We start from the raw sequence: 19,955 nt of genomic DNA, 5'->3' as shown, positions 1-19,955 counted from the left end.
TTAATCTCCACCTTCAACCTTACGTTTTTTCTCAGAAATATAAGAATTTAACAAAGTTTCAAGCACTTTAGGGTTCATCCCTTCTTGTATGCCAGAAATTGTTTCTAAAATAAGTTCTTTATTAGTACGTTCATATAATAAAACATAAGCTAATTTATCCACCATAGGTAAAGCAAAGCAGTTAGCAACCATAGCACCATATAGAGTCGTTAATAGCGCAACCGCCATTGCCGGACCAATACTTGCTGGGTCTGACATATTAGCAAGCATTTGCACTAAACCTACTAAGGTACCAATCATACCCATAGCAGGCGCTAAATCTCCCACCCCTTTCCACATATCTTGCCCGGTTTCATTACGGCTAACCATTTGATCAATATCTTGCTGTAGCATTTTTCTAACAAAGGCAGGATCATGGCCATCCACACAAAAGCCTATGCCTTTTTTCATAAAAGGATTAGCAATTTCTTCGCCTTCCAAGGCAAGTAAACCATTTTTTCTAGCCACATCAGCTAAACGCACTGCATCTTCAATAAGTGCAACTGGGTCTTCTTTTTTATTTAAAAAGGCTTTACCTAGGACACCAAAAGAGCGGATAAAATCTGCCAAGGGAATACGCATTAGGCTCACACCCAAAGTTCCACCTATAACAATCAGTAGTGATGGCACATTAACAAACAGCATGACATCACCACCGGTAGCAATAGCCGCAATGATAATCCCAACACCTAATAAAAACCCAACTAAGGAAGCAATATCCACTAAAAATCCTCGTACTACTACATACTAATTAAAAATCATGTATAAAGTTATGCTCTATAAACCTATAGAGCATAACGATTCTAGTTAACATATTAATGACAACAATTTATTGCAGCGTAATTTGCTGTCCTAGACTACGCAATGAATGCGCAAATGAAGCGCCCATTTTTCCAGCCAAACGATCAATTAAACGCTCTTGAATAGTAAAATCAACACGTTTTTTAGCGCCAATAATATCCGTTGCCACGCTATCATCAGTACCAAAATCATCGGCTAGACCAATTTTAACTCCCTGCTCTCCAGTCCAGACTAGCCCTGAGAAAGTCTCCTCATTTTCCTTTAGTCGGTCACCGCGACCATTCCTTACAGCAGTAATAAACTGTTGATGTACCTGCGCTAAAAGGCCTTCCATATATTTTTTCTCTTCTCCTTTGGCAGGAGAAAAAGGGTCCATTAAAGCTTTATGTGCACCAGCAGTAACGAGCCTACGCTCCACACCTAGCATCTTCATAGTACCCACAAAGCCGAAGCCATCCATAATAACGCCAATTGAACCAATTAAACTGGATGGATTGACAAATATCTTATCGGCAGCAGAAATAATAAAATAACACCCTGACGCGCAAATATCAGAAGCCACTGCATAAATAGGTAAATCAGGATGATTAGATTTGATTTTGCGAATTTCATCATAAACATAAGATGATTGTACTGGGCTACCCCCAGGGCTATTCACATGCAAAATAATACCTTTGGTATCTTTATTTTTTACCGCATTGCGTAAGGATTTAATAATTGACTCGGCATTTGCTTCCTTGCCTTCAGCAATAACACCATTAATACTAATGACAGCAGTATGTCCTTCATCGCTATCTTCACCAAAGCTTTGTTCGAATGTCGGATACATACCTATACCTAAAATAACAGCAAGATAAACAAACATTAAACTTTTAAAGAATATTCCCCACCGCCGCGCACGTCTTTGCTCGGTAACAGCAGCAAAAGCCAGTTTTTCAATTGCTTCTCGCTCCCAGCCGCTTGCTTTATCGGTTACGTCTGAACTTGGCTCATTCCACTGGTTTTCACTCACGTGAATTTTCTCCTGGTTAAAATTTTTATAACAAAAAAGGCTCACTTAGACTTAAAGTGAGTAGTCCGTTAAATATTAGCAGACAATTAAAACAAATTTACTTTTCATTATCTAGCAAGGTTTGTAAATCACTAGGTAATGGTGCAATGATCTTCAACAGCTCACCATTTATTGGATGTGCAAATTGCAATTTTTGCGCATGTAAAAACAAGCGCTTATAACCGCGTTTTTTAAATTTCTTATTAGTTTCATTATCTCCATAACGATCATCTGCAATAATAGCATGTCCTAGCCATGCTGCATGAACACGGATTTGATGCGTACGCCCCGTAAAAGGAGATGCCTCAACTAAAGTAGCATTTTGCAAAAGGCTAAGTCGTTTAAATAAAGTCTTTGAGGCTTTACCTGCCGCGCTAACCTTAACCATGCGCTCTATACTTTGATTAGTGCTTTTTAGCAAAGGCTGATCAACAATAACTTTCTCCTGTTCCCAGCGCCCTCCCAATAATGCTAAATAATTTTTTCTAACCCCACTCCCACGAAAGTACTCATGCAAGGTACGTAATGCACTACGTTTTTTGGCAATAATCAAACAACCTGAAGTTTCTTTATCTAAACGGTGTACTAATTCCAAAAAATGACTTTCAGGACGTATTTCACGTAAAGCTTCAATCACTCCTGTGCTAAGCCCTGAACCACCATGCACAGCAAATCCCGCTGGTTTATTAATAACCAAGATAGCGTTATCCTCAAATAAAATCCCCTCTTGCAAGCACTTTTTAAGGAACGCAGGCGCGGGTAGTTGTTCTTTTTCTTCGGCAACACGGATCGGTGGAATACGCACAATATCACCAATAATCAATTTACGTTTAGCATCACAGCGTCCTTTATTAATGCGTACTTCACCTTTACGGATAATGCGATAAATTCGACTTTTAGGCACACCTTTAAGTAGTTTCATCAACAAGTTATCTAATCGCTGCCCTTCGTGAGCTTCCGTAATTTCAACAAACTGCACTTTAAGTATATTTGAGGTATCTTCTCTTTTCATCGGTATATAATAGTGGAATTCATAACTGCATACTATAAGATAATTTCATTCGCCACTGTAACAGGTTATAATTAATAAGTTGTAGGCAATATAATAAAAAACACTCCCTATGATTAGCTGGCATTGGGCCTTTATTTGAACTAATAAAGAACTAATACGTCATTTTTAGTATTACCCAATGCAATACAAAGCTATAACAATTTTTGGGTTTTTTCGCTCGACCCATGATGAGCGATATTCGACCTGATAAAGGCTGAACGATACGATAGACAGTTTACATGGCCTTTCGATCGAAACTGTACAAAATGTTGTAATAAAACACCAGTAGAGCAGTACAAGCACAGCTCCTGAATATGTGTTTTCAACACAGCATGACAAGCAGTCGATTGAACGGCCTGTTGTTAGCTAGATGTTATTTGCAAAACAAAACATCTAGTATAGGCACGCGTGATTTACCCCTGAGACACTGATTTTTCAATTTATATCCTGTGTTGTAACAAGTCTTTAAATTACTTGTAAAACAATTTACAAACAACTGAATATAAAAAATAATTTTAGCAAGGGGCATTATTTCATGCCCATACCCGTAGACCAATATACTAACAATAATAAACTAGCTTTATACGCATCTTCCGCACGGATTAGCAAGGTCAAAAAAAGGATTACTAATGAAAAGAATGCTTATCAACGCAACGCAGCCTGAAGAACTGCGTGTTGCATTGGTAGATGGTCAAAAACTTTATGATTTTGACATTGAACACCCTTCACAAGAACAAAAAAAATCTAATATTTATAAAGGCATTATTACTCGTATTGAGCCTAGCTTAGAAGCTGCATTCGTAAACTACGGAGCAGATAAACACGGCTTCTTACCATTAAAAGAAGTTTCACCGAATGCTGTAAATTCAGATGACCCTAACTTAAGTCGCCAAAAAATAAAGGACTTATTGAAAGAGGGCCAAGAAGTTATCGTTCAAATTGAAAAAGAAGAACGCGGCAATAAAGGCGCTGCGTTAACGACTTACATCAGTTTGGCTGGAACATACCTTGTACTCATGCCTAACAACCCCAAAGCCGGTGGCATTTCACGTCGCATTGAAGGCGAAACACGCAATGAGTTACGTGATGCAATGGCAGGCCTTGAAGTTCCTGAAAATATGGGGCTTATTGTCCGTACCGCAGGCTGCGGAAAAAGTACAGACGAGCTGCAGTGGGATTTAAACTACCTATTGCAGCTATGGGAAGCAATTGATCGCACCTCTAAAGAGAAAAATAAACCCTTTCTTATTTTTCAGGAAAGCAACGTTATTATTCGCGCTCTACGTGACCATTTACGCGCCGATATAGATGAAATTCTTATTGATAAGGAGTCTTCATTCAAATTAGTGCATAACTTCTTAAAACAAGTCATGCCACACTACCTGAATAAGGCAAAATTATATAGTGATGACGTGCCGCTCTTTAATCGTTATCAAATCGAATCTCAAATCGAAACAGCTTATAGCCGCTCAGTCCCCCTCCCTTCTGGTGGGGAGCTTGTTATTGACCATACCGAAGCGTTAACATCTATCGATATTAACTCGGCACGCTCAACTAAAGGCAGTGATATAGAAGAAACTGCCCTTAATACCAACCTTGAGGCTGCCGATGAAATTGCGCGCCAATTAAGGCTACGTGACTTAGGTGGACTATTTGTTATTGATTTTATCGACATGCTCGCCAATAAAAATCAACGCGCTGTAGAAAACAGAATGCGTGACGCATTAAAAATTGATCGTGCACGCGTACAAACAAGCCGTATCTCACGCTTCGGTCTATTAGAAATGTCACGCCAACGCTTGCGCCCATCGCTAGGCGACACAACCCAGCTAACTTGTCCGCGCTGTAACGGCCAAGGTGAGATTCGCAATGTTGAATCAGTTGCTTTATCAGTACTAAGAATACTGGAAGAAGAAGCAATGAAAGGTGGCACTGATAGAGTGATCGCTCATTTACCAATTGAATGTGCAACCTTCTTATTGAATGAAAAGCGTCCTTCTATTGACCAAATTGAATCTCGCTTAAAAGTACGCATCATCATCTTACCTAGCAAGCACTTAGAAACGCCTGCGTATGATATAGAACGTATTAAATTGAAAGACGAAGACGGCTCTACAGAAACAACAAGCTACAGCCAAATTCAACATGAAGAGATTACAGCACCTGACTTCGCTAAAGAAGCAGCACCCAAAATCGAGCAAGCTGCACTTAAAGAATTTCTCCCCGATGCACCTGCACCACCGATACAAACTATACAAAACAAGAAAAATTCAGCTAGCCTAATCAGTCGCTTCTGGAACAAACTTGTTGGCCCTGCAGAAGAAGAAAGCGCCGATCAACCTGCATCAACTAATGATACAAAAACAGAGAAAACGCGTACCGAAAGACCGCAAAATAACCGAAATAGAAATAATAACCCAAGAAATCGCAGTAGAAACAATAACCGCGATCGCCGGAATAAACCTAATACGGGAAAAAGCACCGATACAAACGTTACAGCTACAACTAAACCTCAAGAACGCAAAGAAGAACCCGTTATTGAAACTAACGGTGTAGCAAACTCGGAAGCTAAACCTAGGAATCAACAAAAAAGAACTAACCGCAGGAACCACAACAGAAAACCAAGAGAGAAAACTGAAGGAACACAATCTAATACGGGTAAATCTAACAACTCTACTGAGAATAAAAATCTCACCCAGAGCGAGCCAGTTACACAGGAAAAGCGCAACACCAACACCCAGTCTTACGCCGCTGATTATCAAAAAAATATAACAACCAATAAAACAGAAATAGCAGTTCCTGCGCCAACAGAGAAAAAAGAAAGTAGCACACCCAGTAAAGAAGTTAGTACAATTGTAGAAACAGTAAAAGAAAAAGACTAGAATTTAAGTGAAAAGGGCATAAAGAGAATTCCCCCTATATGCCCTTTTTTATTCTTATATCTAGTCCCAATAAAACTTATCTGCTATGATGAAGAAATTTATTACATATTTTAGAGTACATAATACAAATGGCAAAAGAAGACCAAATTGAAATGGATGGTACGATTATCGATACCCTTCCCAATACAATGTTTAGAGTAGAACTAGAAAACGGACATGTTATTACTGCACATATTTCTGGAAAAATGCGCAAACATTACATTCGCATTTTGACAGGCGATAAAGTTAAAGTAGAAATGACACCTTACGACTTAACTAAAGGTCGTATTACATTCCGTATGCGCTAACCAAAAAGTTAGCGCAACCAAAAAAAATTAATTTTTTTCTGAGATACTAAGTTCTTTGCTTTCAATAGTGAACGCTAACTCTTTGTCCTGAACAATAACATGAACATGACCGCCTCGTTCCAGTTTACCAAATAATAAATCATTCGCCAGAGGCTTTTTGATTTTTTCCTGAATCAATCTAGCCATCGGCCGTGCTCCCATTTTAGGGTCACAACCGTTCTCTGCTAACCAGAGCCTGGCTTCTGGATCTAAACTGAAAGTTACATTTTTCTCTAATAATAACGTTTCCAGCTCAAAGATAAACTTATCCACTACACTACCCACAACAGCAATATCAAGTGGCTTGAACTGAATAATACTATCCAACCGATTCCTAAATTCTGGTGAAAAAGTCTTTTCCACCACGCGCATACTATCACTAGAATGCTCCTGCTGAGTAAAGCCTATAGAAGCGCGACTTCCTTCCTCAGCCCCCGCATTCGTGGTCATCACCAAAATAATATTTCTAAAATCGGCTTTACGCCCATTATTATCCGTTAACGTGCCATGATCCATTACTTGTAAAAGTAAATTAAACACGTCAGGGTGCGCTTTTTCCAATTCATCTAACAACAGAACAGCATGAGGATGCTTAGTAACTTGCTCCGTCAGCAAACCTCCTTGATCGTAACCAACATAACCAGGAGGAGCACCAATTAAACGCGAAACCGTATGACTCTCCATATATTCCGACATATCAAAACGAATCAATTCAACGCCTAATAACTTAGCCAACTGCTTTGTTACTTCAGTTTTTCCTACACCTGTAGGCCCAGAAAATAAGAAAGAACCAATGGTTTTACTGGTGTCACGTAGGCCTGCACGAGAAAGCTTAATTGCTGATGATAAAGCAGAAATCGCCTCATCCTGACCAAACACTAACATTTTTAAATTTTTCTCAAGACTTTTTAATTTATCTTGATCATTACTAGAAACAGATTTAGCAGGAATTCTAGCTATTTTAGCGACAATATCCTCAACTTCATGCACATCAATCAGTGACTTACGCTCACCTTCCGGCATCATACGCTGTCTAGCACCCGCTTCATCAATCACATCAATCGCTTTATCAGGTAAAAATCGATCAGTAATATGACGTGCTGATAATTCCGCCGCCACACGCAACCCTTCTAAACTATATTTAAGCTCATGGTGCTCTTCAAAGCGGCCCTTTAAACCTTTTAAAATTAAATAGGTTTCATCAATTGTTGGCTCTATAACATCAACTTTCTGAAAGCGCCTCGCTAAAGCGTGATCCTTTTCAAAAATTCCCCGATACTCTTGATAAGTCGTTGAACCAATACACCGTAAACTACCAGAAGCTAAAGCAGGTTTAATTAAATTAGATGCATCCATCACCCCACCTGACGCCGAACCCGCCCCAATAATAGTATGAATTTCATCAATAAATAAAATCGAACTCTCTTCATTTTTCAACTGATTCATCAAAGCTTTAAGCCGCTTTTCAAAATCACCACGGTATTTTGTACCTGCAACTAAAGCGCCTAAATCTAAAGAATAAATAATACAGTCCTGTAAAACATCAGGCACATCCTCCTCAATAATTTTCTTAGCTAGGCCTTCAGCAATCGCTGTTTTACCAACACCTGCCTCACCCACTAATAAAGGATTATTTTTACGGCGACGACATAAAACTTGAATAGTTCGCTCTAACTCACTTTCACGGCCAATTAAAGGATCAATTTTACCCGCTAAAGCTTCTTGATTGAGATTCGTTGTATATTTATCTAACGGGCTTTCAACTGCCTCCTGCTCTACCGCACTAGCAGCACCGACTTTTTCTTCTGCAGCCTTATCATTGCTAGATAAGCCATGCGATAAGTAATTAACTACATCTAGGCGCTGTATATCTTGTTTATTTAATAAATACACAGCATGTGAATCTTGCTCGCTAAATAACGCGACCAATAAATTAGCACCATCAACTTCCTTTTTATCCGATGCCTGAGCATGAAAAACTGCCCGCTGCAAAACTCGCTGAAAACCAAGAGTTGGCTGAGTTTCGCGCCGCCCCTCCTCACTTAGCAAGCTAATCGTTTCATCTATAAATTGCGTTAATTCACTGCGTAGCAGAGAAATATCACAAGAACATATAGCCAAAACTTGAGCGGCCGTTGCATTATCCAATAAGGCTAATAGCAAGTGCTCAACAGTAATAAATTCGTGTCGTTGCTCATGCGCAGAAACAAATGCCAAATTCAATGTTACTTCAAGATCTTTACTTAACATACTATAAGCTCCTTACGCTTCTTCCATCGCACACAATAAAGGGTGTTGATGCTCACGAGAATAGGTATTTACCAATTCCACTTTAGTTTCCGCAACATCGCGCGAAAATACACCACAAATGCCTACGCCCTGAGTATGCACATGCAACATAACCTGCGTGGCCTGCTCTTCTGACATAGCAAAAAAATCAACTAGGACTTCAATCACAAAATCCATCGGCGTAAAGTCATCATTCAATAAAACTACTTTATATAATGGCGGCCTTTTTAATTTAGGCGCAGCCTCCTGAACAGCCAAAGCATCATCATTATCTATGGATGGATCAAAGTCACTCATTTCTATTTACACTTTCAATTTAAATTAATCATACTTAATCTTGAGGTCAAATCCTCAAATTCAATCACTAATAAAGTATAATAGCCTTAAATCAGTTAGACTACAGCCCTTTTTTTAAACTAAGTGGATAAACAATGGTTTGGAAACCGCATGTCACCGTCGCAGCTATTATCGAACAAGATCAACGTTTTCTATTAGTTGAGGAAAAAACACCCACCGGCATAGCATTCAACCAACCCGCTGGACACTTAGAACCCAGTGAAAGCTTAATAGACGCTGTAAAACGTGAAGTTAATGAAGAAACTGCTTGGCAATTTATACCCGAATACCTTACCAGTATCCAACTATGGCGTAAAAATCCTGATTTTCCTAGTTTCATGCGCGTTTGTTTTGTTGGCCACTGTTACAACCATAAGCCTGAGCAAGCTTTAGATGAAGGTATTATCCGCACTCACTGGTTAACTTATAATGAAATTGTAGACCATAAATCCCAATTGCGTAGTCCTTTAGTATTAACTACGATAGACCAATACTTAGCAGGTGAGCATTACCCCCTCACCTTATTAACAACTTTTTTAGATTTAGAATAATGAGCAAAAATATCATCGTCGGCATGTCCGGTGGCGTCGACTCATCTGTCACTGCCGCGCTATTATTAGAACAAGGTCACCGAGTGACTGGTGTTTTTATGAAAAATTGGGACGAAGATGATGGCACAGAAGAATGTACCGCCTTAGAAGATCAAGCCGATGCCCAACAAGTTTGCGACACCCTTGGTATAGAGCTAAAAACGGTAAACTTTGCCAGCGAATATTGGGATGAGGTTTTTGAAGTTTTTTTATCTGAATTTGCTGTAGGCCGTACACCTAACCCCGATATTTTATGCAATAAACACGTAAAATTTAAAGCCTTCTTGAACTATGCAACAGAAGACCTAGGCGCTGAATATATTGCTACTGGTCACTATGCTCGCGTTAGTGAAAAAAACGGTGAATTTTACCTACTAAAAGGGCTAGACCCAAGCAAAGAACAAAGCTATTTTTTATATACTTTAGGCCAAAAAGCGCTAGCCAAAACTTTATTTCCTATTGGTCATTTACATAAAACTGAAATCAGAAAATTAGCAGAAAAATACGGATTCGCCAATCATCAGAAAAAAGACAGCACGGGCATTTGTTTTATAGGCGAACGTAAATTTAAAGAATTTTTACAACGCTATTTACCGACCCAACCCGGAGAAATGCGCACACCAGAAGGACAGTACATAGCGCAACACTCAGGCTTAATGTATTACACCTTCGGCCAGCGCCAAGGCTTAGGCATAGGCGGTGTTAAGAATGCCCCCGATGAACCATGGTATGTCTTAGATAAAGACTTGGAAAATAATATTTTAATTGTAGGTCAAGGACATGATCACCCTTTAATGCTGCATAACACACTAGAAGCTAATCAACTGGATTGGTGCAGTAATCAGCCCTTAACTGAAATAATTGAATGCACAGCCAAAACACGCTATCGACAAGCGGATCAAGCCTGCAAAGTTATTCCGCTCCCAGAAAATAGGGTAAAAGTTATTTTTGCTCAACAACAGCGTGCAATTACGCCTGGGCAATCAGTAGTATTTTATAATAAAGACGTTTGTTTCGGCGGGGGGATTATTGAAACTAAATACAATGTTTAAAAACAAACAGCATGGGATGTGGCTTCACCCCACTTTTGACACGACTATTAATTATTAACAAGCCTGAAGCCACACATTTGAAAATCAAAGCGTCTTGTTAAAAATTTTACCCTGCCGGTATAATTGAGCCAAAGTATCTGGCTCAGTACCCAAAAAATAGCGCAAACGTAAACTCCACATCAATACTATCGTGCGCCACACACCAAAGTCTTCCCACCTGCGCCCAGAACTTTGTACCTGAGCCGTCAAACAATAACCTTTGGATATTTTTTTTAAGCGTTTACTGATGGCAACATCTTCCATTAATGCAATTTCAGGAAAACAAGCAACCTTTCGAAAAGCTGCACGCCTGACAAAAATTACTTGGTCTCCTGTCGCTATTCCCGTTAAGCGTGAACGCCAATTCATCATTGTTGCCACCACCTTAAGCATAAAATGCTTACCCACTAGTTGCATATCAAAGCGCCCCCACTGCGCTCCATTATTGAGGGCATGCTGAATAAAACCCAGAGCATTTCTAGGCAAAAAAGTATCTGCATGCAAAAAAAGCAACACCTCAGCCGATGCCTTTTGCGCACCCGCATTCATTTGTACTGCTCGACCTTTAGGTGCTGTAATAAATATATCAACCAACGGCAAAGCAATTTCCCTCGTTTGGTCGGTACTTCCAGCATCAGTAACAATCAATTGGCACTCTGGCCTTAATGCCTGCAATGCAAGTAGGCACTCATTTATGCAAGACGCTTCATTTAAAGTAGGAATGATAATACTATATTTATACACTTTAAAACCGACTATAGACGCTTGTTTTATAGGTAAAGGCTTGACTACGAAATTTTTTAGCAATCCAATAATCCAAACTCAAATAACGACCACCACCTACAAAAAACAGCATTAACAACATAATCGCATAAGTAACAGCAAATTCGACACCATTATTTAAAACCACAAAACTACCCTGCTCTGTAAGCCAATCATAATCACCATACTGCTGAAGAATCTCCTTCGCTCGACTTAGTCGCTCTACGGCAGCTATTGTCCTATCTGTAGCAAAAAAGCCACTCCCTTCAGAAACAGCCAACCAACCATTGGGTAAGTGTACAGTATAGGCAGCAACAATCATGATAATAAATAAAGGGATAGAAACCCAACGCACAGCAAAACCAAGCAATAAAAATACAGCACCAACAAGCTCAGTTCCGGTTACTAATCCAGCCATAAGGGTAGGAAAAGGTAAACCTAAACCCCATTCAGCATTACCAAACCAGGCAACTGTACTCTCAAAGCCAGTATACTTATGCATACCTGCCATCCACATAATGGGAAATAAATACAACCTCATTGCCAAAGGTCCTAAAAAATCGAATGCTCGCGTTAAATTCAGGTAATCATGTAATTTATTTAAAAAATTAATCATTTCTTTTATTCACAAATAAAGAGTAAATACTAGCTTTAAGCCTCAGAGCGATATTTCAGTTGTACTCCTTGTAAAAAATTACGCAAAATCTGATCTTTGCATTCACGGTAATTTTTATGTCCCGGCTTACGAAAAAAGGCACTCAACTCATGCTTACTCATTGAGAAATCAGCCAATGCCATCAACTGCAGTATATCTTCATCTTTAAGATCTAAAGCTATCTTTAACTTTCTAAAAATAATATTATTTGTCAGCTTTTTTTCTATTTCAGGCTGCACACCGTCTCTTTTTCCACGCTTCTCATTAATCAAACCATTTAGAAAAGTTGCCATTTGCTCATCTTTACAAGCCTTATAAGCAGGGTCATCATCTTTTTTAAGCCAGTTAACCACTTGCTCTCGCGTTACCTCATAATCAGCCAAGGCAAAAATAGCCATCATTTTAAAATCATCAAAATCGAAAGTGTAACGAAGACGGCGTAAAATATCATTATTAGTCATAAGTAAGCTCTAAATTAAATATTTGTTATATCATAATAGCTACTTTAGCGGAGATTTTTTAAGGAAAGGCTCCCGTTAAAAAGCTAAAAATAGATACTCCATCCTTCCCTCTATTACAGTGTATAATTCGCACAAATATTTTCATCCAAATAATAAATCAACAGGAATAAAACCCATGAGTAATGTTTTTAGCTTCACCGGTACTATTGGTAGAGATGCTGAAGTAAGATCAACCCCAAGCGGACAAACAGTATTAAATGTAACTGTAGCAAACAATGTTGGTTTTGGTGATAGACAACAAACAATTTGGATTAGAGTTGCCTTATGGGGACGACGTGCAGAAGGTTCATTCCCTAGTTACTTAAAAAAAGGCCAACAAGTTTTTGTTTCAGGTGAGTTATCTCAAAACGAATACCAAGCACAAGATGGCACAACTAAAACTAGCTTAGAACTAAATGCCAATGTTCTGGATCTTATTGGTGGTAAACGCACAGAACCAGCCCAAGTCGCACAGCCACAACAAAACTACCATCAACCAGCTGCTGCTACCAACCCTCAACAACAAGCACAACCTAGCTATGCACAAAATGATAATTATGATGATGTCCCGTTTTAACCGGTCATAAATTTACATAAACAAAAATAACAATCTCTTAGGTGGCAGTAAAAATCCGATTATTGCATAGCTAACAAATTTTCGCTTCCAGCGCAGCGGTGTCAGTCATTTATTATAACCTTCAACGACCTGATTCGATTAATTGCAGCGGCGACTTCCTGCTTTCTTGGCATAGATAAGTTACCAGGATATTCAGGCTGCAAAAAAGACAAGCCTTGCTGATCTAACTTTTGGTATAGCCAGCGCAAGCAATCATTCATTGTTTGTGCTTTATCTGCACTGTTTTGCAGTGCATATCGAATGCGTAATAAACAATAACCGACACTCAGTATTTGCGGTGCTTCAACAATCTGCGGTAACGCCTCTAGGTTGATTAAGTCCAGTCCATATTCTAACTGCTTGGGAGCGTTGCGTAGTGGCTTGATACGTATAGGCACTTCTTTTTTTAGCCGGTAATTGATATAGGCGGGGGGAAAATTATCTGCCATTAGCTGCCTAGGTGCTGAAAAATGTAAAGGCTCTGTACTTTCACCAGCTATCTCTCCTAGCACCCTCCTTACTTTAGTACTTATATCTTTACACTGGTAATTATCCATCAACAAACAAGTATCTGCTTTTTGTAAAAAACTACCTAAGCCCCCTACGACAAATATCATGGAAATGCCATGCTGTTGCCACATTGAACGGACGACGGAGTAAAGTGGCTTAATCGGTTCATTGGCAGAACCCAGCACCTTCTCTATAAGAGAGTCTCTAAATAAAAAATTACTGGCGCAAGTGTCCTCATCAAATAACAATAACCGTGAGCCAAACTCTAATGACTCAACTATACTTGCCGCTTGTGACGTACTGCCACTGGCATTTTCAGAAGAAAACTGCTGAGTATTTATACCATTGGGTAACAAGCCTATAAAAGGACTAATATCAACATGCTGAATGCTTCGGCCTTCTTCAGCACGAATAAAAACCGCATCATCTCGGGTCACTATATATTCCCTTCCATCACCCGGTATATGGGCATATACACCCGCCAATATTGCCTGTAGTAGGGTAGATTTACCATGATAGCCACCACCAGTAATGCATGTTACCCCAGCTTTAAGCGCCATCCCTTGAATACTACAATGATTTGCCAAAGGAATATCGACGAGTAGAGTTTTAGGGGATTGAAAACATATTATTGCACCCTTCTCTGCTGGCCTATCATCAATACCACTGCGCCTAGGTAAGTGTGCGCCATTAGCAATAAAAACAATATAACCTTTATGCAACATATAGTCTTTTATCGCCTGTCGGTTAATTTGCACCTCTAAATATTCAGCGAGTTGTTTTTTTGTTGCCGGACTATAGTCTTTATAATACAAAGAATAATCAACGATTAGCGCTAACTCTTGGGTAAACATTAGCCATGCTTGCTGTCCATCAAACAGGCCGCCCCCTCTCCCTTTTCCGGGTAAACTAAAAATAAAACGTAGCTCGATGTCCCGCTCAGAAAATAATACACTATCGCGTTCCAACATTTTCTGACTGAGTTCAATGGTATAAAAGGAACCACTGCCCTCTTTACCCCTGTTCTGTTGAGCAAATTTATCAATACCTCGTTTAAATCTGCGGATCAAAAAATCAGCAACGGCTACACGACAATACACAGAACTTAAAAACTCTGGAGGTAGCTCGCTTACTCCCATGTCAATCTTAAGGCTAGCAATTGAGGCTGGGTTTGCTCCAGGACTTCCTTGTATTTTAAGGAATTGAAACTGATATCGTGAAAACTGAAAATTACCCGTTAATTGCTGTATTTGGGAGTAAGGTTTATTAGCAAGCGAATCAATTAATTTTTTTAATTTATACATTCCCCTTTCCTAAATAAAGCCTAGATTTGAGCTAAGGAATCATTTATAAAATCGTTTCAGTAGAGTTACTTAAAAATAAAAATCTAATAACCCCATCAGCACTGTCAGCCCTAAAAGAGCTGGCAGTGCTGCATCAACTAAAGTTGCGGTTTTATAAAAGTGCATTCCTAACTCTCTCAAAATAGCCGGTGAAGCCTAAAAGAAAGTCAGATCCAGCTATGATCGAATTCTCGCGCTGGCCTAGGATTTTTATGCTTTTAATATCCTAGTTGTTTTTCAAGCACTAACGCAATGTTCTGCTAAACAAATTTAATGCCAACTGATAGCCTAACATTGCAGTTTGTGCGTCATAGCGCTCACCTTCATCACGCATAAACGCATGTTGTGCATTGAATTCATGCCAAGTAAAGGTCAGGTCTGTTTCATTGAGTTTTTGATAAATTTCAGCACGCCCGGCCGTTGGAATATGTGAATCTTGCTTACCCCAAATCATCTGCAACTCACCGGTAATATCATTCAAACGTTCCATGCTGTGTTGCCCAGGCTTATTAGGAATAACATGTGTGTGTAAATCAGTTGCATAAAAACAAGCCGTGCCTTTTACTTCTGGCTGTAATGCGGCACGAAATGCCAAGTGACCGCCAATACAAAATCCCATCGCACCTATATTGCCGTTGCACCAATCTTGTTGTTTAACAAAATCAATAAGCGCAGCATTATCAGTATCGTAACCTTGCACATCTTTAGCCATTTTATCCGCATTGCCTTTCTCGCGGCCAGCATCGTCATAACCTAACACTGTACCAATAGGGTTAAGCTCATGAAATACCTCAGGCACTAATACGGCATAACCGTGACTAGCCATTATTTGCGCCGCACGTTCAATAGGGCCGGTTTGCTGAAATATTTCTGAATAAAATAAAATTGCGGGATATTTGCCTGCCCCTACAGGACGATGAATATAAGTACGCATCACCCCAGTCGGGGTATTAAGGTCGGCAATATGGCTTTGTATGTTCATGATAAGATCTCTTAATTCACTTTTAACGTGTTGATAGAAAGGTTATAAAAACCAAGGATATTGTACAACGATACATGTCGCTTGCACGGCTTAATACTTGTTCTTTTTAAAGCGCTACTTATCACAGAACTTACGACGATAATCTCGGTATTGAGGCTCCCAGAAATTATCTTTAATCTTTACTTGTAACTCTTGCGCTGAAATTACTTCAGCTACACCATCTTCCATAGCCTGCAAGCCTACTGCTAAAGCAATAGAGAGACTGACCTCTCTTATTTGGCTTAAAGCGGGTAACAAAGTATCTCCCGTTCCCTTAACTAAAGGCGAGCTTTTGGCTAAAGCGCTGCTGGCAGCCATAAACATATTTTCCGTAACATGCTTTGCTTGGCTAGCAATCACCCCTAAACCTACACCAGGAAAAATATAACTATTGTTACATTGAGCTATAACATAATGTACCCCTTCAAAGTCAACAGGCTTAAAAGGGCTCCCCGTCGCAACAATCGCATTACCTTCAGTCCAACGTATAATATCTTCAGGAAAAGCTTCAGCATGAGAGGTTGGATTGGATAATGGCAATACAATAGGTTTCCGACAATTAGCATACATCGCTTTAATAACTTCCTCAGTCATTAAACCTGCTTGCCCAGAAACACCAATTAATATCGTTGGTTTACTCTCGCGCACTAAACTTAATAAACCTATTGCTTCACCTGCGCCACTCCAATCAGTCACTTCATTAGGGTCACGCGCAAATTTTCTCTGAAAATCGAGCAAATGATCCATTTCAGCAGTCAATAAGCCCTGGTGAGTAAATAAGTAAATACGACTGAGTGCCTGCGCTTCAGTTAACCCTTCTTTAACCATATGCGCGACAATTTGGGTTGCAATGCCACAGCCTGCGGAACCACCACCAATAAAAACAATACGATGATTTTTAAGTTCACTATGATTAGCATGACAAGCTGCCAACAAAGTCCCTACCGTAACAGATGCTGTGCCTTGAATATCATCATTAAAACAACGAATTTTCTGTGCATATTTTTTTAATAATGGCGTAGCATGAGCCTGAGCAAAGTCTTCAAATTGCACCAAAACACCTGGCCAGCGAGTAGTGACCTGCTGAATAAACTCATCGACAAAATTATAATAATCATCACCAACAATCCGTTTATGGCGCCACCCCATATACATAGGGTCATCCAATAACGCTTGATTATTAGTGCCTACATCTAAGGTAATAGGCAAAGTATAGGCAGGACTAATCCCCCCACAACTAGAATAAATAGCTAACTTACCAATAGGTATGCTCATGCCACCAATCCCTTGGTCACCTAAACCAAGAATACGCTCGCTATCGGTCACCACTATAACTTTAACATTTCTTTTATCCATGTTTTTGAGCATCACAGCGATCTTGTCACGGTCAGGATATGAGACAAATAAACCTCTTTTACGCCGATAAATTTGAGAAAATTTCTGGCAAGCTAAACCCACCGTTGGGGTATAAATAATGGGCAGCATCTCTTCAAGATGCTTCGTTAGTAAGTTATAATATAGTGTTTCATTAATATCTTGAATATTGCGCAAAAAAATATGCTTATTAAGGTCATTGTGCAACTGAGATATCTGGTAATACACCCGCCTTTCCTGCTCATCAATCGTTTCAATAACCGCCGGTAAAAAGCCATCCAATTCAAATTCTTGCCGTTCTCTTGCTGTAAATGCAGTACCTTTATTGAGTATTGAAATTTCCAATAACACAAAATTTGCATAGGTGGTATGTAAAGGACGTTTTTTAGTTATTGCCATCAGGTTAGTTATTTTATTATTAAATGTTTGCGACTAGCATTGAGCAAATGAGTACAGTAAACCGTGTAGTGTGAACATAGAAAAATCACTCTCCACGTTGTTTATCGGGATACCCAATAAGAGTAAATTACTATCAATTATATGATAAATTCGCTTTAAACTTGAAACCTAGATGCTGAAAGCCATAAAATAATAGTTTGTACCTCCCTTTATTTATCTATTACAAAAAAAATAACCACACATGACACAACCAGAACCAGTAACGCCTTATTCTTTAATGGGCGGCGAACCCGCTATTTTAAGCTTAGTCGATCGATTTTATTTTTATATGGATACCTTGCCCGAAGCAAGTGAAGTTAGGTCCCTGCATCAAGCTGATTTATCATCAGCTAAATCTAAACTATTCAAATTCTTATCTGGTTGGTTAGGAGGGCCTGATTTATTTGCCCAAGAATATGGTCACCCTCGCCTTAAGCAACGGCACTTTCCTTTCAAAGTCACAGAACAAGGTAGCAAGGAATGGATGCTATGCATGAATAAAGCATTATATGAAGTAAGCATGCCAGATGAATTAAGAAAAAATATCAAACAAGCACTACAAGATCTTGCGACACATATGATTAATACCGACTGACTAGGCTGCTTTAGTAGGCGTTGACAAAAGAGTGAAGAATACCATGTAATAACTAACTTATATTGCAGCACTCTCTCCTCTCATTTATTAAAATAGACTCAGCAACCATCATGACGCATATATGCTTTATCGCCAGATATTATTAATTCTGCTCATATTCATAAGTCTATTTATGAATATTACTGTTCATGCCGATAATAGACAAACGATTTCAGCGCAAAAAACCTATAGCGCAATAGGTAAATTCACTGCTATATATGCAGAAAAAGGACCTCAACTTTCCCTAGATAAAGCCCAAGAAACCTATGCTCAAGGTCTTTTTTCTGTATCAAATACACCTGTTTTAAGCCTTGGTAATGGTAGCCCTGCTCATTGGATTACATTTACAATAAACAACCCAACACAAAATGACTTATTGCGTCGCCTCATCATAGAAAACTCTTGGCTAGATTTAATTGATCTCTATATCCTCAATAAGGGAAAGTTAATTAATCAACAGCAAGCTGGCGATCAGTTCCCTTTCTCAACCCGCCCAATTAATCACCGTTTCTTTGCTTTTGATTATAGCTATCCGTCAGGAAATAGTCAGGTTTTCATCCGTATCGAAACCCCTGACCCTATGGTTGTACCCCTTTTTTTCGGTAGCCTTAGTGACTCTGCCACACAAGATTTAATGTATGGCTACAGCTATGGGTTAATCTATGGAATTATTATTGCCTTACTACTGTATAACTTTATATTGTATTTCAATATAAAACGAGAGCGGTATTTATATTATGTCATTTATCTCACGATGTTCTTAGTTGATAACATTGGTTATACAGGCCATGGATTTTGGTTATTCTGGCCAAATAATACCTGGTGGCAACATTGGACAAATCCGGTTTGCACCATGCTTTATTCCATTACTGGAATTATTTTTGCCTTATCTTTTTTACAAACTCGTCATTTATTTCCACGTATTTTCACTCTCATTGCAACTATCAGTATTGCTCTAACTATCATGCTGGGTATTTTTATACTTCTTGATATGCAAGCTGAAAGCGTCATTTTAACTGTTACTTTTGTTATATTTTTCTCAGTCTCCACTTTAAGTTTAGCGCTCTTAAGTCTAAATTCTGATAAGCGTGAAGTAAAATATTTTCTCTTTGCTTCAGTTGCTACGCTTTCTGGTGCATCAGTCACGGCTATGGCAGTTTTAGGAATAATCCCTTATTCAGAGCTCACATTTAGAGCTATAGAAATGGGTACCGTAATCGATGCCATATTACTGTCTATTGCTTTGGCTGAGCAATTTCGCTTATTGCAACAAGGTAAGTTACAAGCAGAAAAACTGTCACGTATTGATCCTTTAACTAAGTTATATAATCGACGTGCATTTAATGAAGCTGCAGCTACTATTTGGCATAATGCCGAACGCTATCAACAAAACCTATCCATTATGGTATTAGATATTGACTATTTTAAAGTTATCAATGACCAATATGGCCATATAACAGTAAGCGTCAATTAAAGTACACATTCTAAACCAATATAAAACATGGCAGACTAAGCCCTTCAATTAATTTCGGAGGCACTTATGAGTCCATATCAAAATAAAGCGGCTATGCAAGAGCATATACCGC

Annotated in this window: 18 protein-coding genes; 7 read left to right on the top strand and 11 right to left on the bottom strand. The window is 39.0% G+C overall.

Translation table 11 applies throughout. From position 1 onward, the window contains the following. The 3 genes from BQ7314_RS13905 to rluC form a co-directional block, all read right to left on the bottom strand. A complete protein-coding gene (locus BQ7314_RS13905; RefSeq protein ID WP_174484293.1) occupies nt 1-762 on the bottom strand; it encodes a MotA/TolQ/ExbB proton channel family protein in 762 nt (253 codons plus the stop codon). A gap of 106 nt (nt 763-868) precedes the next feature. Then, nucleotides 869-1,852, bottom strand: a complete 984-nt coding sequence (locus tag BQ7314_RS13900) for a S49 family peptidase (protein ID WP_174484292.1) — start codon at nt 1,850-1,852, stop codon at nt 869-871. A gap of 97 nt (nt 1,853-1,949) precedes the next feature. Further along, entirely contained in the window at nt 1,950-2,903 is a 954-nt protein-coding gene (gene rluC / locus BQ7314_RS13895) for a 23S rRNA pseudouridine(955/2504/2580) synthase RluC (RefSeq protein WP_174484291.1), read from the bottom strand. Nucleotides 2,904-3,571: 668 nt separating this feature from the next. Here rluC and BQ7314_RS13890 point away from each other — a divergent pair. Beyond that, complete coding sequence (locus tag BQ7314_RS13890) at nt 3,572-5,824, top strand: Rne/Rng family ribonuclease (protein WP_174484290.1); 2,253 nt, start codon at nt 3,572-3,574, stop codon at nt 5,822-5,824. A gap of 128 nt (nt 5,825-5,952) precedes the next feature. After that, a complete protein-coding gene (infA, locus tag BQ7314_RS13885) occupies nt 5,953-6,171 on the top strand; it encodes a translation initiation factor IF-1 (protein ID WP_174484289.1) in 219 nt (72 codons plus the stop codon). Nucleotides 6,172-6,198: 27 nt separating this feature from the next. Here infA and clpA read toward each other — a convergent pair whose 3' ends face one another. Together clpA and clpS are read right to left on the bottom strand one after the other, a co-directional pair. Then, on the bottom strand, nt 6,199-8,460 hold the full coding sequence (clpA, locus tag BQ7314_RS13880; RefSeq protein WP_174484288.1) for an ATP-dependent Clp protease ATP-binding subunit ClpA: 2,262 nt from the start codon (nt 8,458-8,460) through the stop codon (nt 6,199-6,201). Nucleotides 8,461-8,472: 12 nt separating this feature from the next. After that, complete coding sequence (gene clpS, locus BQ7314_RS13875; RefSeq protein ID WP_174484287.1) at nt 8,473-8,796, bottom strand: ATP-dependent Clp protease adapter ClpS; 324 nt, start codon at nt 8,794-8,796, stop codon at nt 8,473-8,475. A 134-nt stretch (nt 8,797-8,930) separates the two neighbouring features. On the opposite strand from clpS, the gene BQ7314_RS13870 reads away from it, so the two are divergent. Together BQ7314_RS13870 and mnmA are read left to right on the top strand one after the other, a co-directional pair. Next, the gene (locus tag BQ7314_RS13870; protein ID WP_174484286.1) at nt 8,931-9,386 is read left to right on the top strand and encodes an NUDIX hydrolase; all 456 of its coding nucleotides are present in this window, start codon (nt 8,931-8,933) and stop codon (nt 9,384-9,386) included. Further along, nucleotides 9,386-10,477 (top strand): tRNA 2-thiouridine(34) synthase MnmA, encoded by a 1,092-nt coding sequence (mnmA, locus tag BQ7314_RS13865; protein ID WP_174484285.1) that lies wholly within the window; start codon nt 9,386-9,388, stop codon nt 10,475-10,477. Before BQ7314_RS13870 ends, mnmA begins: the two co-directional genes overlap by 1 nt. A gap of 84 nt (nt 10,478-10,561) precedes the next feature. Here the strand turns inward: mnmA and BQ7314_RS13860 are convergent, their stop codons facing one another. Genes BQ7314_RS13860 through BQ7314_RS13850 form a run of 3 tightly spaced genes read right to left on the bottom strand, consistent with a single transcriptional unit; the run spans nt 10,562 to nt 12,394 of the window. Next, a complete protein-coding gene (locus BQ7314_RS13860; RefSeq protein WP_174484284.1) occupies nt 10,562-11,260 on the bottom strand; it encodes a TIGR04283 family arsenosugar biosynthesis glycosyltransferase in 699 nt (232 codons plus the stop codon). A 1-nt stretch (nt 11,261) separates the two neighbouring features. Beyond that, complete coding sequence (locus BQ7314_RS13855; protein ID WP_174484283.1) at nt 11,262-11,894, bottom strand: HvfX family Cu-binding RiPP maturation protein; 633 nt, start codon at nt 11,892-11,894, stop codon at nt 11,262-11,264. A 35-nt stretch (nt 11,895-11,929) separates the two neighbouring features. After that, nucleotides 11,930-12,394: a YehS family protein gene (locus tag BQ7314_RS13850; RefSeq protein WP_174484282.1), complete on the bottom strand. Its 465-nt coding sequence runs from the start codon at nt 12,392-12,394 to the stop codon at nt 11,930-11,932. A gap of 175 nt (nt 12,395-12,569) precedes the next feature. Here BQ7314_RS13850 and BQ7314_RS13845 point away from each other — a divergent pair, with 175 nt between their 5' ends. After that, nucleotides 12,570-13,010 carry a single-stranded DNA-binding protein gene (locus tag BQ7314_RS13845; protein ID WP_174484281.1) on the top strand — a complete coding sequence of 147 codons (441 nt, stop codon included), beginning with the start codon at nt 12,570-12,572 and terminating at the stop codon, nt 13,008-13,010. Nucleotides 13,011-13,111: 101 nt separating this feature from the next. Here BQ7314_RS13845 and BQ7314_RS13840 read toward each other — a convergent pair whose 3' ends face one another. From BQ7314_RS13840 to BQ7314_RS13830, 3 genes are all read right to left on the bottom strand, one after another. Then, a complete protein-coding gene (locus BQ7314_RS13840; protein WP_174484280.1) occupies nt 13,112-14,863 on the bottom strand; it encodes an ABC-ATPase domain-containing protein in 1,752 nt (583 codons plus the stop codon). 283 nt (nt 14,864-15,146) lie between these two features. Next, entirely contained in the window at nt 15,147-15,884 is a 738-nt protein-coding gene (locus BQ7314_RS13835; protein WP_174484279.1) for a dienelactone hydrolase family protein, read from the bottom strand. Nucleotides 15,885-15,998: 114 nt separating this feature from the next. Continuing rightward, nucleotides 15,999-17,696: an NAD-dependent malic enzyme gene (locus BQ7314_RS13830; protein WP_245395007.1), complete on the bottom strand. Its 1,698-nt coding sequence runs from the start codon at nt 17,694-17,696 to the stop codon at nt 15,999-16,001. Between the two features lie 241 nt (nt 17,697-17,937). Between BQ7314_RS13830 and BQ7314_RS13825 the strand changes: the two genes are divergently transcribed. Both BQ7314_RS13825 and BQ7314_RS13820 read left to right on the top strand, forming a co-directional pair. Next, a complete protein-coding gene (locus tag BQ7314_RS13825) occupies nt 17,938-18,330 on the top strand; it encodes a group II truncated hemoglobin (RefSeq protein WP_174484278.1) in 393 nt (130 codons plus the stop codon). 172 nt (nt 18,331-18,502) lie between these two features. Continuing rightward, nucleotides 18,503-19,843: a diguanylate cyclase gene (locus BQ7314_RS13820; RefSeq protein ID WP_174484277.1), complete on the top strand. Its 1,341-nt coding sequence runs from the start codon at nt 18,503-18,505 to the stop codon at nt 19,841-19,843. Nucleotides 19,844-19,955 lie beyond the last annotated feature (112 nt).

Source organism: methanotrophic endosymbiont of Bathymodiolus puteoserpentis (Logatchev) (genome assembly GCF_900128525.1).
GTDB lineage: Bacteria > Pseudomonadota > Gammaproteobacteria > Methylococcales > Methylomonadaceae > Methyloprofundus.
Note: the sequence above shows the minus strand (reverse complement) of the source record. Positions and strands in the feature narration are given on the sequence as shown.